We start from the raw sequence: 18,716 nt of genomic DNA, 5'->3' as shown, positions 1-18,716 counted from the left end.
TATGGATTCACCTCTTCTTCTATCGCTTTTAATGCTTCTATCTCTCTAGCATTGCAGCAGATCCGTATAGCGTGAACGACTTAGATAACCTTTCTCTTCGTCGCAAGGAACGGCGACACTTCAGCGCCTCGAAGCTCACGGCTGCGCTCCACGGTTACATCTTTATCAAGAATGACGTGGTCAACGATGCTGTTCTCGCCGACAATTCCGTTCTGCATAATAATGCTGTTGCGTACGACCGCGCCTTTGCGGACATGCACGCCCCTAAACAGAATACTGTTAATCACCGTCCCCTCAATGATGCAGCCGTTCGCAACGAGCGAGTTGCTCGTCTTCGCGCCTTCTGCGTAACGCGCAGGCGGCTCATCCTTGACTTTTGTATAGATCGGCCCCGGCTCGAAGAACAAGCTCTTCCATACTTCAGGACGCAGCAGCTGCATACTGTTCTGGTAGTAACTGGTCAACGTGTTCACGACGCCGAGATAGCCTTCATAGATATAACTCTGAATATGAAGCCGGTCGAGACGTGACATAATGGCATGTCGCACGAGATGATCCTGTCCTTGCGCGAGCGAGCTATCAACGATCTCTAACAGCAGGTCCTTCTTCATTAAGTACATCTCCATCGAGATGAGATCTGTATTCAGACGGCCATAATGGTCCTGCATCGAGGTGATTCGGCCTCTGTCGTCTATTTGCACTTTGCGCGCCTTGCCGCCAAGCAGATCATTCTGTCTCTTGCAGATGACCGTAATGTTCGCGCCGCTCGCCTTATGTGACACCAGCAGCTCTTCGAAGTCGATATTACAAATCATATGGCTGCGCGTAACGAGCACATACTCTTGTGAGCTGCGCGTAAAATAATCGCGGTGCTGATAGAAATGATAAAGGTCGCCGCGGCGCACTTCATTCACATCGTCTGTTACCGGAGGTAGAATAAACAGGCCGCTCTGACGGTGATGCAAATCCCAATGCTTGCCGGAGCCCAAATGGTCGATTAAGGAACGGTACTTCGTCTGCGCGAATACAGCCACTTTCGAAATGCCTGAGTTCACCATGCTCGATAGCATGAAATCAATTAATCGGTAGCGCGCTCCGAACGGCACGGTAGCTAGGCAACGGCTTGCGGTCAATGTCTCCATTTCGTCCGCTTCATGTATGAGATTGATAACACCTAGTATGTTGGAGTTCATATCTTCTCTACCTCCTGCAACGAATGGTTAGCCGCAACAAATTCATCGCTACCGATTACCGTCACGCTCTCCCTGCTTGGATCACCAATTACGACACCATCTGCAATGATGGCATTCTCGCCGATGATTGCTTTATAGATTCGCGCTCCCTTCCCGATCTTCACGTTCGGCATGATGACCGATTCATACACTTCACAGTCTGCTCCCGCCTGCACACCGTAGAACAGCACCGACCGGTGCACCAGACCTTCTACATAACAGCCTTCGTTAATGAGTGAATCGTGAATTTCCGCCGTCGCCGCCGTATAATGCGCAGGGCGATTCGGATTGACAGAATAGATACGCCAATCTTTATCATTTAAATTCAGCACTGGATTCTCGGATAATAGATCCATATTCGCTTCCCAGAGGCTCTCGAGAGTGCCGACATCCTTCCAGTATCCTTTGAACGTATAAGAGTTCAGCCTGACGCCATCCTGCAGCATTGCAGGAATAATATCCTTGCCGAAGTCGTTGCTGGAACTGCGGTTCGCTTCATCTCGAATGAGGTACTGCTGCAGCACTGGCCATGAGAAAATATAAATGCCCATCGAAGCCAGGTTACTCGTCGGCACCTTCGGTTTCTCTTCGAACTTGGTAATACTCCCATCATCATCGACATGCATAATGCCGAAGCGGCTCGCTTCCTTCAAGCTGACCTCAATACATGCGATCGTCACGTCCGCTCCGCGTTCCTCATGCTCCTGGAGCATAAGCTCGTAATCCATGGTGTAAATATGATCACCTGAGATAACGAGAACGTAGTCCGGATCATATTGGTCGATAAAGCCCATGTTCTGATAGATCGCGTTCGCCGTGCCTTTGTACCACATTCCGCCCTTCTGCTTCATATACGGCGGAAGAATAGCCATGCCACCATCACGTCTGTCCAGTCCCCATGGACTTCCGATCCCAAGGTAAGCATTGAGGACGAGAGGCTGGTACTGCGTCAGTACACCGATTGTGTCAATCCCCGAATGAGTACAGTTGCTGAGAGTAAAATCGATAATTCGGTACTTCCCGCCAAAATGGACCGCCGGCTTTGCCACATCTTTCGTCAGCACACCGAGTCGCTTCCCTTCCCCGCCGGCTAGAAGCATAGCCACCATCCGTTTTCTGCCCATGTACAATCTCTCCTTCTTAACTGCAGCGACCTGCTGCAGTTCGTGTAATGATGAGTTCCATCATTTAGTGCAATATGGTTTTCTCTTGGTTGCGGCGAGGTTCTCCATCTGCAAAAACAAGCATTTGAAACGATAGCGGCGGAAGATCAAGCGTGATTCTGCAAGGTCTTCCATGCCAAGCTGTCTTGGTGCTATGATGAACTTTCGTAGAAGCAGCTGTAGAAACACTGCCGCCGAAAGCTGCCGCCTGACTGTGTATTGCAGTCCGGTAGCGACCCGGTTTCGGAACACCGACATGGTATTCGGGATAGTGGTGATACGAGAAATTGCAAATGATGATCGAGAATTCATCTTCCGCGTGGCCGCGGCGCATAAAGACGATGATGCTCTGTGCAGCATTGTGTACATCAATCCATTCGAAGCCGCCGGGATCGCAATCGCGTTCCCACAGCGATGGCGTCTTGCCATATCTATCATTCAAGGACAATACATAAGTCTGCATCGCCCCGTGAAGCTCGTAATCTAGCAGCATCCAATCTAGCGATTCGGCGTCCTTCCATTCGTCAAACTGCCCCCATTCACCGCCCATGAAGAGCAGCTTCTTGCCGGGATGCGTCATCCAATAGCCGTAAAATAGACGGAGCTGTGCGAATTTCTGTTCATATGTACCAGACATTTTGTTAAGGAGAGAACGTTTGCCATGGACGACTTCGTCGTGCGACAAAGGCAATACGTAATTTTCGGAAAAGGCGTACATCAGTGAAAATGTAATGAGGTTGTGGTGACGCATCCGATCATTCGGATCAAGCGCCATGTAACGAAGCATGTCATTCATCCATCCCATGTTCCATTTGAAGTTGAAGCCAAGACCACCCATATAGGTAGGCGATGTTACCGCCGGCCAAGCGGAAGAATCTTCAGCCATCATGAGTGCGTTAGGATAATATTGAAACACAACTTCGTTTAATCGTTTGAGGAATCGCAGGGCGTCGGTATTCTCCGTGCCCCCGAAAGCGTTATAGGTGTAAAGCTCAGGTGGTTTATCAAAATGAAGATCGATCATGCTGGCTACAGCATCGACTCTGAGGCCGTCAATGTGGAACACATCCATCCAGAAGACAGCGTTCGAAACGAGAAAACTTTGCACTTCCGTACAGCCATAATCAAAAGCAAGAGTACCCCATAACGGCTTCTCCGCCCGCTTCGAGTCCTTCCCCTCATAAATCGGCGTACCGTCGAACTCCCGCAAGCCATGGTCGTCCTTGCAGAAATGTCCGGGTACCCAATCGAGAATGACGCCGATTCCCCTCTGATGGCAGCGATCAATCAGCATCATCAATTGCTCCGGGGTGCCATATCTGCTCGTGGCGGCATAATAACCGGTAGTCTGATAGCCCCAAGATTGGTCGAGCGGATGCTCGGTAATAGGCAGCAGCTCGATATGTGTATACTTCATCTGCACCACGTATTCGACGAGTTCGTCAGCAAACTGCTCGTAGTTCCAGAACAGCTCCTTGCCATTATTGCGCCATGAGCCCAAATGGACTTCATAAATGAGCAGCGGCTCGCTGTAAGCGCTAGGACTGTCTTCTAGCTTACGTTGATGCCAGTCTCGATCATTCCAGTTATAAGTGAATAGTTCGCTAACAATTGAAGCCGTGCTTGGCCGAAGCTCAGCTGCGAACGCATACGGATCGGATTTCAGCAGCCGGTTGCCCTCCGCTGTCAGAATCTCATACTTATAGTTGGCGCCTGCGCCGATATCAGGAATGAATAAGCTCCATACGCCGGTTTCACCGATTAGCTCCATGCGATACCCGGTGCCATTCCAATCATTAAAGGAGCCCGCGACATTTACTTCCTTCGCATTAGGCGCCCATACTGTGAATCGAACGCCAGTCTTGCCGTCAAGCTGCACGATGTGCGCGCCGAAAGTTCGATAACTATGGAAATAATTACCTTTGTTGAACAGATATAAATCGCGCATTGATAATCCGATTGCAGCAGCATTCGCCATATAAGGCTAGCACCTCCCAAAATACAGCTTTTTGCGAACAAAATGTCACCTTTATTAGCACTAGCGCGATATTATTCTATTATACACGCCATCTTAACAATTCGCACTATATTTTCAGAAAATTTAGATATTTCTTTAATAATATTAAGAATGAACTCCGCAAACGCGCTGCCACGGCCCTTCTTGACTTCTAGATCGCAATATCGCTAAGATGAACTGGATGTTAAATTGACCAAGGGGGCTTCCCATGAATTCTTTCTCATTTCAAAATTCGACCAATATCGTATTCGGTCAAGGCACGGTAAACCAGCTCGCTAGCTTGGTTGCGCCATATGGCAAAACGATTCTGCTCGTCTATGGAGGCGGCAGCATTAAACGCAGCGGTTTGTACGATGAAGTGTTGGCCCAATTGAATTCCATTGACGCGAAGGTTGTAGAACTAGCTGGTGTTGAGCCGAATCCACGCCTGACATCCGTAAATAAAGGCATCGAGCTGTGCCGCAGCGAGAAGGTCGACCTGATTCTGGCCGTTGGCGGCGGCAGCGTTATTGACGCAGCTAAGGCGATAGCTGCAGGCGCGCTGTATGATGGCGATGTATGGGATTTCTTGATGCAAAAGGCGCAAATCCAGGAAGCCCTTCCGATCGGCACGATTCTGACGCTGTCGGCAACCGGCTCGGAGATGAACGGCAACGCCGTTATCTCGAACTGGGAAACGAAGCAGAAGCGCGCTTTCGGCAGCCAGCATGTCTATCCGCGTTTCTCTATTCTCGATCCAACGTTGACTTACTCCGTACCGCGCGACCAAACCGTCAATGGTGTCGTTGACATTATGTCGCACGTATTTGAACAATACTTCACGCTGACAGAGAACGCGCCGCTTCAGGAGCGTCTCTGTGAATCCGTGCTGCTCACGGTTATTGAGAATGCAGAGAAAGCGCTCGAGAATCCGAACGATTACGACGCGCGCTCGAACTTGATGCTGTGCGGCACGATGGCGCTGAACGGCGGCTTGATCAGTGTCGGCACGCAGAACGACTGGGCTTCGCATGGCATCGAACACGAGGTTAGCGCGATCTATGACATTCCGCATGGCTCAGGCTTGTCCATCTTGTTCCCGAACTGGATGAAATACGTGTATAAAGAGCGGATCGACCGCTTCACGCAATTTGCGGAGCGGGTATGGGGAATCGAGCGCGGATCAAAGTCGGATGATGAACTGGCGCTTGCCGGCATTGAAGCGACTCGCGAGTTCTTCAATCGCATTGGCGCTCCTGCAACGCTCTCACACTACAACATCGGCAGCGAGAATCTCGATGTCATGGCGAGAGAAGCGGTACTATTCGGACCGCTCGGCAACTACAAGAAGCTGCAGCAAGAGGATGTTAGACAGATTCTTGAACTAGCGCTGTAGTCGACTTGCAATTGCGTGGACGTAGCAATCAATTAAAATGCAAATAAAGAGGCCGTCCCTCAATAAGGGACGACCTTTTTTTTACATGGAATGAATGATGGCGTTAATATCCGTCCTCGCGCGGCTCAGCGTGCTTGGTGCTCGCACCGCCTGTGAAGCGTTTGCGGTAAGACAGCGGCGTAATGCCGACATGCTCCGCGAACGAACGCGAGAAATGCGGCGTCTGCTTGAATCCGGTCTCATCCGCTATTCGCGAAATCGGCCAATTCGTCTTCATCAGCATGAGCTTCGCCTGATCCATCCGGTAAGAGAGCAAATATTGCTGCGGCGTACAGTCGAACACATCGCTCATGCAGCGCGCGATATAGTTAGGATGAAGCCCCAGCACTTCGCCAAGCTTGCCGTTGGTCACCGTTGTCCGGAAATGCATCTTCAAATACGCAGCAGCCTCTTCCGCAACAGCAATCGGCGCTTTAGCCGCATCGCTTCGCCAGCCTTCATCGAATAGCTGCAGCAGATGCAGAAACCATTGCTGGCGCTGCCAGAACGCAGCATGCGACGTGCCAAGCGCGGCTTCATGAAGCTTCCCGAACAATGTGATAACTTCTTGCGGATATGAGAATGACATCGTCTTCGGCAACCGGATCGCATAGGAGTAATAATCGCCGCGGAGCGTGCCGCAATTGATATCGCTTAGCTCTTCCCACGGTCCTGCCGTTTGGAAATGTACCCAATCGAACACGGTTTCCTCCGTGCACGGCTTCGTCGGATAATGCCATTTGTCCGGCCTTAGAATGAGCATCTGGCCCGGTCCGACTTCCCAAATATGAGATTCCTCGCCAATATACAGCTTTCCGCTATGTACGAATAACAGATCGAACACACCGATATTTCGGCGGTTCGGATGCTCGCCACCCGGCTGATATGTAGTTCGGTTAGACTCAATAAAATAAGGAAGCGGCGGTGATAGAAATGTAAGCAGCGGTTCCGACGACACGAGTGAAGCCTCCTACAAAAATAGTAACGTCCGTATAGTTTAGCAGACAATTGACAATCGAGATATAGCCAATTGATACTACCTAAGCTTCTGTCACGGTAATTCCTTATTGTTGCTGCTCATGAAGCGCTGCGGCCTGTCCCCTAGTTCCGCGAATGCCGGAAAGCTGCGTCGCCAAGAAGAGAATGAATAGAAGCAGCACAAGCCCGATGCCAATAACGGAGCCATTCACGGATACATGCATCTGGCTAAGCGTCAAATAGATGCACAAGCCGGTAACCGTAAGAATGTTCTCGCTGAAGTTCTGAACGGCAATTGTTTTGCCAGAGCCGATAAGCGACTTGCCTTCCTCCTGCAGCATCGTATTGAGCGGAATGACGAAGATGCCGCCGAAAAGACCAATTAAGAAGAGCAGCGCAATCGTTAGCCATAACACATACGTAAACGACGCCACCATCACCGATGCCACCATGAATAGCCCGAAATAAAAAGCTCGGTGCAGCTTGCCTGCAGGCACGAAGCGCGGGGTCAAGAATGCGCTGAAGACGACGCCGATTGCCGTGATGCCAATCATCATCGACTGCTGGTCTGTATCTTCAATGCCCAGGTTGAGCGGCAACCACGCGATAAGAGCAATACGCAGCACAGCAGCTGTCAGCCAGAACGAGCCGGTGCCGATCAAGGAAAACCGCGCCCGCGGGTTGCGGAACAGCAGCGATACATCGCGTAGAAACTGCATCGCTTCAGGTCCATACTTAATCGATTTGTCGCCAGCTTTTGCCGGAATCATGAACGTCATGAACAGCGACACCAGATAGACGCCGAGACAAGTGATAATCGCCGGCATGTCGGAGCTTTCTGCTAAGAAGCCCCCTGCCACTGTACCGAGCAGAATCGCGAGTATCGTAGAGCCTTCCACTTTGGCATTCGCACGGAGCAGCTCATCCTCTGTTGAAGTAAGCTCGGTTAGTATACCGTACTTGCCCGGCGAGTAGACGACCGCACCGATCCCGACGAACATATAGCACAGCGCCGGCGGCAAGTGAAACAGAAGCATCGCAATTCCGATCGCCTTCAATACATTTCCAAGCAGCAATACATGCGATTTCGCCTTCTTGTCAGCGAACGCGCCGACAATCGGAGCAAGAAATACGTAAGCACAAAGAAAAGCGATCTGAATATAGTTGACCGCAATATCAGGGTTCTCAACCCCTTGGCGCTTGACCATCCCTACGATGAGAAAAAAGTTCAAATTATCCGCGAACGCACTTAAAAACTGCGTGAGCACCACCGTATTCAGCGGTGACAATATCCGTTTCATCCCATTAGTTCTCCTTCCTGTTTGGAGCATTATGCAAAATCATCATTTTTTCATCATATACCATTTCACTCCCGAACATAAAGTTACAAAAAAAAGAACGGCATCCGCAAGGCGCTATCGCCCAACCATGCCGTTCTTGCTGTTCTTTTCTTGCTATTATACTTCCTATCTGCGCCTCTTCACACGTCCGAATCCAACTCGCGTCTTCGGCTTTGACTTCCTTGGCGGCGTGAACGAGCTTGATTTCTTATCACTATCCGAGCCTCGCGTAATAGATCCGGATGATTTCGGAGGTGCTTTATTAAATAGACCGCCCTCGCCTACTCTGCTCGTATCCGCATTCTTCGAGCGCTTGAAGATCGAACCGGTCCGGTTCACTGTCATCGGCGGAATTGCTTTCTTCTCTTGCGTCGTCGGAGCGTGATAATTGCCGCTCTTCGGCTTGTACTTGTCCCGATCGTCATAGCCGCGGTAAGTGCCATGCCCGTAGCGGCCATTATCGAAGAGATCACCAAGCAGGCTTGCAATCAGATACCCTTCAAGGAAGCTGGAGCTGTAATTGTTGCGAACATACTCCTTGGAATCGACCTCGATGAGCGTATCCTCAGTCTTCTTCGTATCCTGCTGCAGATGGATGATCTTGTCCGAGTAGACAAGAAACATATGATCCGTCTTCTCAGGCGACTGCTGCTGCGGCTTCGACTCATCAATGAGCGCCTTCGCCACTTCCGGAACGCTGACTCCTGCAGCCCGGTACACATAGGATGTCTGCGAGCCGCTGCCGTTCACCGATTCGAGCGGATATTTCTCTTGAATCGTGTCCGTGATTCCGCAAGCGGCAAGCAGCGGGAAGATCAGCGAGATGACAAGCAATATTTTGATCAAATAAGATCGATGAATTCGCACTTTAGCTCATCCACTCCTAACTGCCGCGGAGAACGCGCACATCGGCTGACAACACATCTTCACCTTCGTACAGCATAAACCGTCCGTCCTGCCACTCTATGCGCAGTAGCTTCATATCATCGGACTGAAACTGCCACACGTATTGCTCGCCGCCCTGCAAGAACGGTGTTCGGCCAGTCGTCACGACAAAACCGGAATATTGTTCCTCTAGATAATACATACGGCCATCCAGCTCCAGCTCTGTCGGCACTTCTTCAACGGAATCGAGTCTGCCGTCAATCGGCGCATACAGCGCGAACTCTGTCCGTTCCCGCTCCTCAATGGTCAAGTAACTGATTGCTGAACCATCCTGCAGCGTAAGCACTACGATGTTCCGCTGGCGGTTATGCAGTCGGCCGACCACTTGGTAGGTGACAAGCGACACTTCACACACGTCACCAGGCCCGATCGTTAGCATGCTCTTCTCCGCACGCGGCGGCTCCGGCTTCGCCATAATATTTTTTATTCGTTTGAATAAACCCATGAGTGATTACTCCCTAATGTTCAAGTTTATAGACACGAACCGATAACGAGCGCCCCTGCGACATGCAGCGAGCCCGCCAGAAGCGCATGCGACATCTTACCTTCCTTCGTGCCTTCGCCGAGGTCAAGGGAGACCGTCGCTCTAAGCGCGACTTCAACCAAGCTCTCAATGAGCAGCAGGATGACGAAGGAAATGACCGATGCCAGCAGCGCATCGCCTAGATGATCCGAGCTTGAGATGGATTGCGCCAGAATATATGCTTGTGCAAGCAGTTTCATGATGAATCGGCTCGTCACCGCCACATTCCCCTTCTTGATCTCTTCCAAATCCTTATAACGCGTAAAAAATGAATCGATCGCCATCAGCACGATCAGCAGCACAGCACCTGCGCCTGTCCATACCAGAATACCTAGCATCTCATCTAATGTCATCGGATTGATCCTCCATCATCAATATGAACTCATCTACTATGCAAAGAAAAAACGTCGCTCGGCGCCCTGGAATGACCCAGACTTGCCTGCAGACGTTCTTCCTTCACCAGCACCTAGCTACTCTTTGTTCTCGTACTTCTTCATCAGCGCCGCAAGCTCATCATCGACTTCCTTGTTCTTGCCGAGCGCTTCGAATTCATCGTCAAGCGATTTGGCCTTGCTGTTCATCTCATTGCTCGCCTCTGCCATTGCCTCAGCTTGGAGCATCTTCTCTTCCATGCGCTTCAAACCAGCCATTGCTGTATCGGAGCTGAATCCTGCCATCGACTTGTTAATATCCGCTTGCGCCTTCGCTGCTTGGTAACGCGCCACGAGCGTCTCACGCTTGTTCTTCATCTCTGTCAGCTGGCCGCGCATTTCAGTAAGCTTGGCACGAAGATTGTCGGCTGCCGCTTTGTTCTGATCGAAGCTCGCCTTGTACTCATTACGCTTCTGCTCGGCTGCTCTCTTCTCTTCCAGAGCTCGGCGGGCAAGCTCGATGTTCTGAAGCGATGCAGCCGTATGCGCCTGCTCTTCACGCTTCGTAACGAGAGCGTCTTGCTCCTCATACAATTGTTTGAACTTCTTCTCAATGGCAATTTGCGAAGCTACTGCTTTCTCCGCGTCCTCGAGATCCTCTTGCATATCGCGGATATACTGGTCGGTTAGCTTAATCGGATCCTCCGCTTTCTCAATTAATGAATATACGTTCGACAGTGTAAGATCTCGCAATCGTTTAAATACAGACATGGTTCAAGTTCCTCCTCGAAAATGATGTTCGTCTTTCGTTCATGCTTTTGTATACGGCACATCCAGCAAGATGTTTCAGAAATTATTTATTTAATTTATCATAACCGGTCTCTGCAAGAAAACGGCAGTTGCAGCTGTTATACGCCCCATTTCGTCCGCGCTTCCTCCATACTGATCGTCGGACCTGCATGCCAGCCGTAATGGCCCTTCGGCTTGGCGCCGATCCAGCGTTCATCAACCGGTTCGCTCTGCAGCTGGTATCTGGTATCCGCACTAAATCGGTAGCGGTTCGTCTGATTCGTCAGCGAGCCATGCATCGTGTACATACCGAAGATCAGCGCGTCGCCTGCTCTGAATTCCGCTGTCGCCCATTTGCCGCCAAACTTCTCGATCAACTCGAGCGGATCATCCGCGAACCAGCCGTCGACGCGATCGCGGTCGACATCCATCTGGCCATAGGTTTCACGAACGCGGTCAAAATGCTGCGATCCAAGCAGAATCGCAAGTCCCCCTAGCTCATAGGAGATATCATCAAGAGGCGTCCATAGCGTGTACAGGTTCTTGGTGCCGCGTCCCATGTACACGATATCGTAATGCGCGCCAGTAAAGTCGCCGGTGCCGACTGCCCGCACCCACTTGTAATCATAGGTAAGCGATGGCCCGCCTAGAAATCTGTCGAAAAATTGCATGGTCGACTCGCTGTTGACAACTTCGAGCAGCTTCTGCGGTTGATTCTCGCTGCCCAAGAAGGCAGCGCTTTTATTGTGCGAGTTGATGATGCCATCCTCAATCGCCGTTCCAGCCATCAGCTTTCCCTGCTCCGCTATACGCTGCAAGTATGCTAGCCTTGCTTGCTGCACCTTCGCACGGTCATGAAAGCCGCGGATGAACAAATACCCGTCTTCCTTCAGCCTGCTGCGAAGCGCAGCCTCGTCATCCAGTATATCATTTGATTCACGCAGCTCCGTCATGTACGGCCCGTTCATGACCAGCTCCCGCGTTCCCATCTTTACGACTGTTGTGCTCATCCGCTTACGCCTCCCAATATTTTGAAGCATCGCATAGCCCAAGTATAAACTGCCGCAGCTAGTTTGTCTTTGTGCAAACGCGCAAACTCACAAAAAGATCCTCCGTCAGCACAGAGGATCTTCAGAATCAAGGATAAGTCGATATGTGATTGAGTTTATCGTTTCAGGCGACCTGAGAACATATATGCGCTCTCAGTTCGAAAATCCCTCGCATAATGCTCGAAACTCCCCGCAAGAGATCGAATAAGCTCACTCTCCAGCCCTCCCCGAATGTCTTAAGCAACGCAACCGAAGGAACCGCCAGAAGAAGCAGTTCCTTCGGATTATCAAGATTATCGGTACAATTAATACTCAATTTCATTTGATGAGTAACAATTCGCATCAATCGCCAACAAGCGCTGGCGACGACTGCCGATTAGATACTGCTACCACAGGAGTTGGCGAAGGTGCCTTATACGCATTCTCCCCGTGCAAGCTGATGTCGAGCCCTACCTCTTCCTGATCTTTAGCTACGCGAAGGGGAACAAAGAGGCTGATAACCTTTAGCAGCACGTAGGTGCCAACAGCAGCGAGCACGATCGCCACGCCAACATCGAGCAGTTGAATGAGCACCTGCTTCGGATTGCCGAAGAGCAGTCCGTCATTGCCGGCCGGATTGACCGTTTTGCTGGCGAAAATGCCTGTTGCAAGAGCCCCCCAGATGCCGCCCAAACCGTGCAGGCCAAACACATCAAGCGTATCGTCATAGTTAAAGCGAGACTTGAGGAAATGAACGCCGAAGTAGCAGACGATGCTCGCGATAGCTCCAATCGGAAGTGAAGATGCGACGGAGACGAACCCTGCCGCCGGAGTTATGGCGATGAGTCCGGCAATAACACCTGTGACAGTACCAACGAGCGTCGGCTTGCCTCGTTTGTACCATTCAATCGCCATCCATGCGATACCGCCTGCTGCGGCAGCCATATGTGTCGTTGCGTAGGCGAGCGTTGCAAGAGAATTTGAAGCAAGTGCGCTGCCGCCGTTGAAGCCCATCCAGCCAAACCATAGCGACATGCCGCCAATGAAGAATAAGATGACATTGTGCATCGATTCCTTTTGATGCGGGAAGCCTTCACGCGGCCCGATCATGAGTGCAACGACGAGCGCACTGACGCCTGAAAGAATATGAACGACCGTTCCTCCGGCAAAATCAAGCCCGCCCAGCTGCATGAGCCAGCCGCCGCCCCATGTCCAGTGCGCCATCGGCGCATACACGAAGATGACCCACAGCACCGAGAAAATCACCCATGCCGACAGCCGAATCCGTTCCGCAGCTGCACCGGAGATTAGAGCAACGGTAATCGCGGCGAACAAGCACTGGAAGATCGCAAAGATGAAATGAGGAATCGTCATCGTGCCTGCCGGATCTCCGCTCACCCCGTTAAACATGGAAAAATCTAGCTTGCCAATCAAGCCGCCTACATCAGGTCCGAACGCAAGCGTGTAGGCGCACAGCACCCATACGATACTAACGACGAGCATGCTGCTTAAGCTGTACATCATCGTCGAGAGCACATTACGCGAGCTGACCATCCCGCCATAGAATAGCGCAAGCCCCGGGACGAACATGAACATGACGATCGCCGAGGAAATCAGCATCCATGCGGTATCGCCTGTATCCACAACAGGCGCAGCCGCTTCTTCCGCAAACACGGAGGTCATCGTTAAACACCATAACGCGATAACCGCGAGTCCAATTCGGACCGCCATCGACAACGATAAGTAACCCTTCCTTCTATTCATTCGCATCGCCTCCATCATTCCATCATTTACATGACAACGAAAGTCGCAATTCCAATCAGAATGGATAGTACTGACACCGCAGCCTTTAACCTTGCTGCGTGTGTTCTTCCCGTCTCGCGCTGCTTCACCATCCGGTACAGCATTCGGCAAGCGCAGTAGATCGCGATGCCGTTCAAGATCATTAGCAAAGCGGTCAACCAAGACAGCGAGCTGCCTGCTCCGGTCATCGGCATGGACATCGCCATCGAGGAGTCCATCTCATGCTGGTGCGCATGATGCATCGCCGCTGCACCAAGGCCAATTGCTGCAAGTGCCGGTGCGAGCAGCAGATGGATGCCATGAATGAGCAGCATAAGCGCTACCGGTACGGTCGATAGCGCAAACAAGCGATTCTCTTCTCCTTTTATCGCTGCGCGGCTTACTTTCATCCATGCCCCTCCCTCGAGCAGCAGGTATCGCCTCCACTTACTGCCGTTTTCTTCAAAGTCGGAGGCACGTCGAGCGCCGGGCTGCAATTGAAGAAGCCGCTTGGCTTCAGCAGAAATCCAGTATACGCCGCAGGCATGACCGGCCAATCCTCCGGACGCGGGATATGATTGTGGCCCATCGTGTACCAGACGACGATGTCCGTGTTCTCCACAGAACGGTTCTGCTTGGACCACTTCGCCAAACCGTCGCCGCCTGCATGTTGATTCGGGTATTTGCCTGCTGCATACAGTTCATCTGGATCGTAAGGCGTCACCCACATATGGTGCGTAATGAATCCGGCACGCTTGATGAGATCGGACTCCGGCGCGGCGAAGGGGAAGCAGTTCTCGCCAGGGACGATTTTGTAACCTACGGATTGATTCATATCATTCTTCACATTGTCGTTAACGAATTTCCAGTAACGTGCCGTCTCCAGCTTCAAATCCCGCACAGCCTCGTTCTCCGCAGCAAGCAGCGTCGACTTCGCCGTGAACGCGTTGCTCATCGGATTCTCCGGCCCAAGAGGAGCAGGCACTGTATCGACTTCGTATACGGAGTTCTCGTTCCCGTCAATCTGAAGGTCAAGCCGCACATTGAAGAAGTGTTGATGATTCGGTGCATAGAGTTCAGGCGCTACCATCGTGCCGTACAGAGGCTTCTCGCCATCAGTTAGACAACCGACGGACAGAATGCCGGTCAGCTTCACTTGAAATTCGATGTTGCCGTCCTGATAGAAATACCAGAAGAAGCCATATTCATAATTGGCGACCGTAGAAATCGACGAAATGACGAGTCTGCGCGAACGTCTGACCTCGACTTCATTCGTACGCCAGTCCGTGTGCTTCCACAGGATGCCGTAGTCCTCCTCATGCATGCAGATCGCGTTCTTGATAACAACGGTATCACCGCGGCTGTTCGTCATTGCTGCGTCCAAATAGCGAATATAACCGACGCAATCGCAGCCCAGCTCCAGGCTATTCGCCAATTGTCCGATCCCATACTCGCCGCTGTCGAACGCATTCTTGCGGTTCTGCGTAGGTCCGGGATCTCCATAGGGCACTACCATTTCCGATAATGCCGCCCTGTAAAGTACAGGACGCTTCGTTCCGCCATCGTTATAACTGACTGTGTGAATCGTCAACCCTTCTCTGCTATTAAAGCCGACACGAAGATTCCACTTCTGCCAATTCACTTCATGGCTGTCTATCGCAAAGCTCGGGCCATCCGGCTGTGTAATGTCTATCCGCTTCAAATCAGCGCGCAACGGTCCTGTCTCAGAGAGCGCATAATGAGCCGGCTGTGACGGAATCGCCTTGTAAGGATGCTCCTCGACCTGAAGCACCTTCATTTCGTTCAAGTCGACAACTGGGATAATGCCTAGCGGTCGCGCATAGCCGTTCTCACCTGGCTTGCTTCGCAGGAAGCACAGCGGCCTTGCGATTCGTCGAGAATTCTCATAGGCACCTCCGAAGTTACCAGCAGACCAAAGGTCGACCATGACGAGCGAAGCGTCCGTCACGCCAAGCCTGGAAAGCGCGGCCTGAAACGCCGCATCTTCCTTGACCGCGATTTCGCACTCAATCTGCTCATCTAGCATAATTGTCGGCTGCACGCCCGGAACATGCACCCATGATATGACTGCTTCGCTTGTGAGCGAGACGGTCGCTTCAAAACAAGCATTCTGCGCATTGTTCAGAATAATGATGGCTGCTTCCCGTTCGATCGTCTTCGAGTTATCGAAGACGATCACGTCGTTCTTCTTCGGCTCCTTCAGCATGACAGATACGAACCGGTCGAATGCGCCGAGATGCTTCGTCTCTCTCAGCACCTTCACGGCAAGCGCAATCTCTTCAGTGCTTAGCGGCTCAAGCGGGTGCTTCACCTTCTGTTTCTGTATGAGTTCCATCTCCATTCCTCTCTTTCTCCTGCCAAATGCCTCCACAATCCTGCAGCGAAACTCGCGAAAGATCGAGGTGAGGTTACCTCACATTATAGAAACAAACCTGGGCACTCCAAATAGCCATTTCCCGAATAATGGGAAGACACATAAATTTTACATAAAAAAATCTCCGGCATCCCCTACCTTAAGGAGGTGCACCGGAGATATCTGGACCGTTCGCTAAAGTTACGCCCGTTCGGAGCTGCCCGAATAGCCGAGCTCAGCTGAGATCAGACCCGCATATTTCTTGACATAATAGCTGTACTTCTCAATTGTATCGGCTTGGAACCGCAGCTCCGGTCCTGCGACGTTGATAGACCCGACAACGGTGCGCTCATAGGAGAAAATCGGCGCTGCGATTCCTGTCGTCCCTTCCGTCGCCTCCCCCGTAGTAACGCTGTAGCCTTGCGCCCGGATCCGCTGCAAATCCGCTTTGACATACTCCGGTGTTAGCGGCTTTAGTGAAGGCGCTTTCGTCCAATCGATCCCCCGAAGCAGCTGTTCTTGCAGTTTGAGAGGCATGTACGCGAGAATGACCCGGTTGGATGCGCCGATGTAGAGCGGGAGCCGAAGCCCGATCGGCTCGGAGATTTTGAGGATTTGCGGGGAATCGATTGAGTCGATGTAGACACCTTCATTGTTTTCGCGGCTTGCGAGATATACGGTTTCCCGTGTTTTCTGTGATAGCTCTTCGATGTAGGGCCGCGCGACGGAACGGAACATCAGACTGTCCCACATCAGAAAGCCATATTTCATGAGCGAGAGGCCGAGCTTATACTTCTTCGTTCGGCTATTCTGGGTGACAAAGCCGTACTGGGTGAGCGTATTTAGTATCCGATGCGCGCTCTGAACGGGCATATCCAGCTGCTTGCTAATCTCCGTCACACTGAGCTCCTTCTCCATCCCTTGCGGAACGAGCGCATCCAGAATATCGATCGCTTTGCCAATGACACCGGACATGCTGATCACCTCGCGACAGAGTTTCACGTTAACTTTGTTGACATCATTATATCAAAAGCAGCCGCAAACAAAAGAACCTTTTCCCGCATAATGGGAAAAGGTTCAAATGCTTACGCTCTCACCGCAGATCAGACAATTACAAATCATCCGACTCCGAGCTTGCAAACAGCAGAGTCGACCAATACTTGCGAGCATTCGCATTCTGGATTAGAAGCGTGACCGGCTTGCTATCCGGCGCACCGGACGGGGGCTGAAGCCGCAGCCTATCGCCATTCAGCTCCTCAGTCACCCCAACGATGCGATAATCTTGCTCCAAGTACCCGTCTATCGCATTCTTTTCCGCCAGAAAATCTTGAAAATCCGACATAAGAGGTCTCCTCCCTTATTAAGAAGCTCCGAACGTCTTACGGTGTAGAAACTTGCCGCTTCCCTTCGTGCCGACAAACTGCCGATCCCGAATAACGAACTCGCCACGACTGAGAACAGAAATAGGCTCGCCTGTCACAGCTAATCCTTCGAACGGGTTGTAATCGACATTCATATGATGGGTTTGCGCGGAGATGACCCGCTCGACAGACGGATCAAAGATGACGATATCGGCATCGCTGCCGACCGCTATCGTTCCTTTCTGCGGGAAGACCCCGAACAGCTTCGCCGCGCGCGTTGCGATTACTTCGACGAATTGATTAAGCGTCAGCCGGCCTTTACCGACCCCTTCCGAGTAGAGCAAGCTGAAGCGGTCTTCGATAATCGGACCGCCATTCGGGATTTTGCTGAAGTCCGCTGCGCCAAGCTCCTTCTGCCCTTTGAAATTGAATGAGCATTGATCCGAGCCGACCGTTTGCAGCTGTCCGTTCTTCAACGCATTCCACAGCACTTCCTGGTGTTCTTTGGCGCGGAGCGGCGGCGACCAGACGTACTTTGCCCCTTCAAAATCCGGCTTCTCCAGCTGCGTGATATCGAGGAGCAAATATTGCGGACACGTCTCTCCCCATACGTTATAGCCTTCGAGCCGGCCTTGCGCGATCTGATGCACGGCTTCCTCGCAAGTGACATGAACGACATAAAGCTGAGAATCTGCAAGCGCCGTCAGCCTTACAGCTCTGCCCGTCGCCTCGCCCTCCAATATCGAAGGACGCGTCAGCGCATGATAGATTGGCTCCGTACGGCCTGCCGCCAGCGCCTGCTTGATCAGTTCATCAATGACGTCGCCATTTTCGGCATGCACCATAACGAGCGCGCCATGCTGCTTCGCATTTTGGAGGGTCCGATACAGAATGCCATCATCGGCTTGCAGCACATTTTTGTACGCCATAAACACTTTGAAGGAGGTGATGCCATCCAGCTTGATGATGTCAGGCAGCTCTGAGAGCACTTGATCATTGATCTCGCTGATCATCAGGTGAAAGCCATAGTCAATGACCGCTTTCCCTTCGGCTTTGCGATGCCAAGCGTCAATGGAGCTGCTGAGAGGCTTCCCTTTCTCCGTCAGGCAGAAGTCAACGATGGTTGTTGTGCCGCCGAATGCGGCCGCAATTGTCCCTGTCTCGAAGTCGTCAGCCGTCACTGTGCCGCCGAATGGCATATCCAGATGCGTATGCGGATCAACGCCGCCGGGGAACACGTAGCAACCGGCAGCATCAATCACCTCCGCGTCTTGCGGAGCAAGCTGCCATAATGAACTGCCAATTGCAGTCACGATGCCGTTCTCGATAAGCACATCCGCTTTCATCGTATCTGCCGCCGTCACGACGATACCGTTCGTAATGAGCCGTGCCATCTGCG

17 protein-coding genes are annotated in these 18,716 nt (G+C 51.8%); 1 reads left to right on the top strand and 16 read right to left on the bottom strand.

Annotated features, from left to right (window positions below; genetic code table 11):
- Positions 1–80: 80 nt before the first annotated feature.
- From glgD to glgB, 3 genes are all read right to left on the bottom strand, one after another.
- Positions 81–1,193 (bottom strand): glucose-1-phosphate adenylyltransferase subunit GlgD, encoded by a 1,113-nt coding sequence (glgD, locus tag AC0LWF_RS02795; RefSeq protein WP_474650037.1) that lies wholly within the window; start codon positions 1,191–1,193, stop codon positions 81–83.
- Positions 1,190–2,356 (bottom strand): glucose-1-phosphate adenylyltransferase, encoded by a 1,167-nt coding sequence (locus AC0LWF_RS02790; protein ID WP_474650036.1) that lies wholly within the window; start codon positions 2,354–2,356, stop codon positions 1,190–1,192. The genes glgD and AC0LWF_RS02790 overlap by 4 nt, the downstream gene beginning before the upstream one ends.
- Before the next feature lie 64 nt (positions 2,357–2,420).
- Entirely contained in the window at positions 2,421–4,373 is a 1,953-nt protein-coding gene (glgB, locus tag AC0LWF_RS02785) for a 1,4-alpha-glucan branching protein GlgB (RefSeq protein ID WP_474650035.1), read from the bottom strand.
- Positions 4,374–4,620: 247 nt separating this feature from the next.
- Between glgB and AC0LWF_RS02780 the strand changes: the two genes are divergently transcribed.
- The gene (locus AC0LWF_RS02780) at positions 4,621–5,787 is read left to right on the top strand and encodes an iron-containing alcohol dehydrogenase (protein WP_474650034.1); all 1,167 of its coding nucleotides are present in this window, start codon (positions 4,621–4,623) and stop codon (positions 5,785–5,787) included.
- A gap of 103 nt (positions 5,788–5,890) precedes the next feature.
- Here AC0LWF_RS02780 and AC0LWF_RS02775 read toward each other — a convergent pair whose 3' ends face one another.
- The 13 genes from AC0LWF_RS02775 to hydA all read right to left on the bottom strand — a co-directional run bounded on the left by AC0LWF_RS02775 (position 5,891) and on the right by hydA (position 18,711).
- Complete coding sequence (locus AC0LWF_RS02775; protein ID WP_474650033.1) at positions 5,891–6,784, bottom strand: helix-turn-helix transcriptional regulator; 894 nt, start codon at positions 6,782–6,784, stop codon at positions 5,891–5,893.
- Between the two features lie 106 nt (positions 6,785–6,890).
- Positions 6,891–8,105 (bottom strand): lysophospholipid transporter LplT, encoded by a 1,215-nt coding sequence (lplT, locus tag AC0LWF_RS02770; RefSeq protein WP_474650032.1) that lies wholly within the window; start codon positions 8,103–8,105, stop codon positions 6,891–6,893.
- A 165-nt stretch (positions 8,106–8,270) separates the two neighbouring features.
- Positions 8,271–9,011: a DUF4247 domain-containing protein gene (locus AC0LWF_RS02765; protein ID WP_474650031.1), complete on the bottom strand. Its 741-nt coding sequence runs from the start codon at positions 9,009–9,011 to the stop codon at positions 8,271–8,273.
- Between the two features lie 16 nt (positions 9,012–9,027).
- A complete protein-coding gene (locus AC0LWF_RS02760) occupies positions 9,028–9,534 on the bottom strand; it encodes a DUF4178 domain-containing protein (RefSeq protein WP_474650030.1) in 507 nt (168 codons plus the stop codon).
- Between the two features lie 26 nt (positions 9,535–9,560).
- Positions 9,561–9,965, bottom strand: coding sequence for a DUF350 domain-containing protein (locus tag AC0LWF_RS02755; protein WP_474650029.1), 405 nt, complete (start codon positions 9,963–9,965; stop codon positions 9,561–9,563).
- A 117-nt stretch (positions 9,966–10,082) separates the two neighbouring features.
- Positions 10,083–10,754, bottom strand: coding sequence for a PspA/IM30 family protein (locus tag AC0LWF_RS02750; protein ID WP_474650028.1), 672 nt, complete (start codon positions 10,752–10,754; stop codon positions 10,083–10,085).
- Positions 10,755–10,891: 137 nt separating this feature from the next.
- Positions 10,892–11,782, bottom strand: a complete 891-nt coding sequence (locus tag AC0LWF_RS02745; protein ID WP_474650027.1) for a phytanoyl-CoA dioxygenase family protein — start codon at positions 11,780–11,782, stop codon at positions 10,892–10,894.
- A 381-nt stretch (positions 11,783–12,163) separates the two neighbouring features.
- On the bottom strand, positions 12,164–13,483 hold the full coding sequence (locus AC0LWF_RS02740) for an ammonium transporter (protein ID WP_474650454.1): 1,320 nt from the start codon (positions 13,481–13,483) through the stop codon (positions 12,164–12,166).
- A 107-nt stretch (positions 13,484–13,590) separates the two neighbouring features.
- Positions 13,591–13,992, bottom strand: coding sequence for a hypothetical protein (locus AC0LWF_RS02735; RefSeq protein WP_474650026.1), 402 nt, complete (start codon positions 13,990–13,992; stop codon positions 13,591–13,593).
- The gene (locus AC0LWF_RS02730; RefSeq protein WP_474650025.1) at positions 13,989–15,944 is read right to left on the bottom strand and encodes a primary-amine oxidase; all 1,956 of its coding nucleotides are present in this window, start codon (positions 15,942–15,944) and stop codon (positions 13,989–13,991) included. The genes AC0LWF_RS02735 and AC0LWF_RS02730 overlap by 4 nt, the downstream gene beginning before the upstream one ends.
- Positions 15,945–16,157: 213 nt before the next feature.
- Positions 16,158–16,931, bottom strand: a complete 774-nt coding sequence (locus AC0LWF_RS02725; protein ID WP_474650024.1) for an IclR family transcriptional regulator — start codon at positions 16,929–16,931, stop codon at positions 16,158–16,160.
- Positions 16,932–17,067: 136 nt separating this feature from the next.
- Positions 17,068–17,298, bottom strand: a complete 231-nt coding sequence (locus AC0LWF_RS02720) for a hypothetical protein (RefSeq protein WP_474650023.1) — start codon at positions 17,296–17,298, stop codon at positions 17,068–17,070.
- A gap of 18 nt (positions 17,299–17,316) precedes the next feature.
- Positions 17,317–18,711, bottom strand: coding sequence for a dihydropyrimidinase (gene hydA, locus AC0LWF_RS02715; protein WP_474650022.1), 1,395 nt, complete (start codon positions 18,709–18,711; stop codon positions 17,317–17,319).
- Positions 18,712–18,716: the final 5 nt, after the last annotated feature.

It is taken from the genome of Paenibacillus sp. sgz302114 (assembly GCF_056120345.1).
The sequence above is the reverse complement of the archived record's forward strand: the minus strand, read 5'-3'. Positions and strand labels throughout refer to the sequence as shown.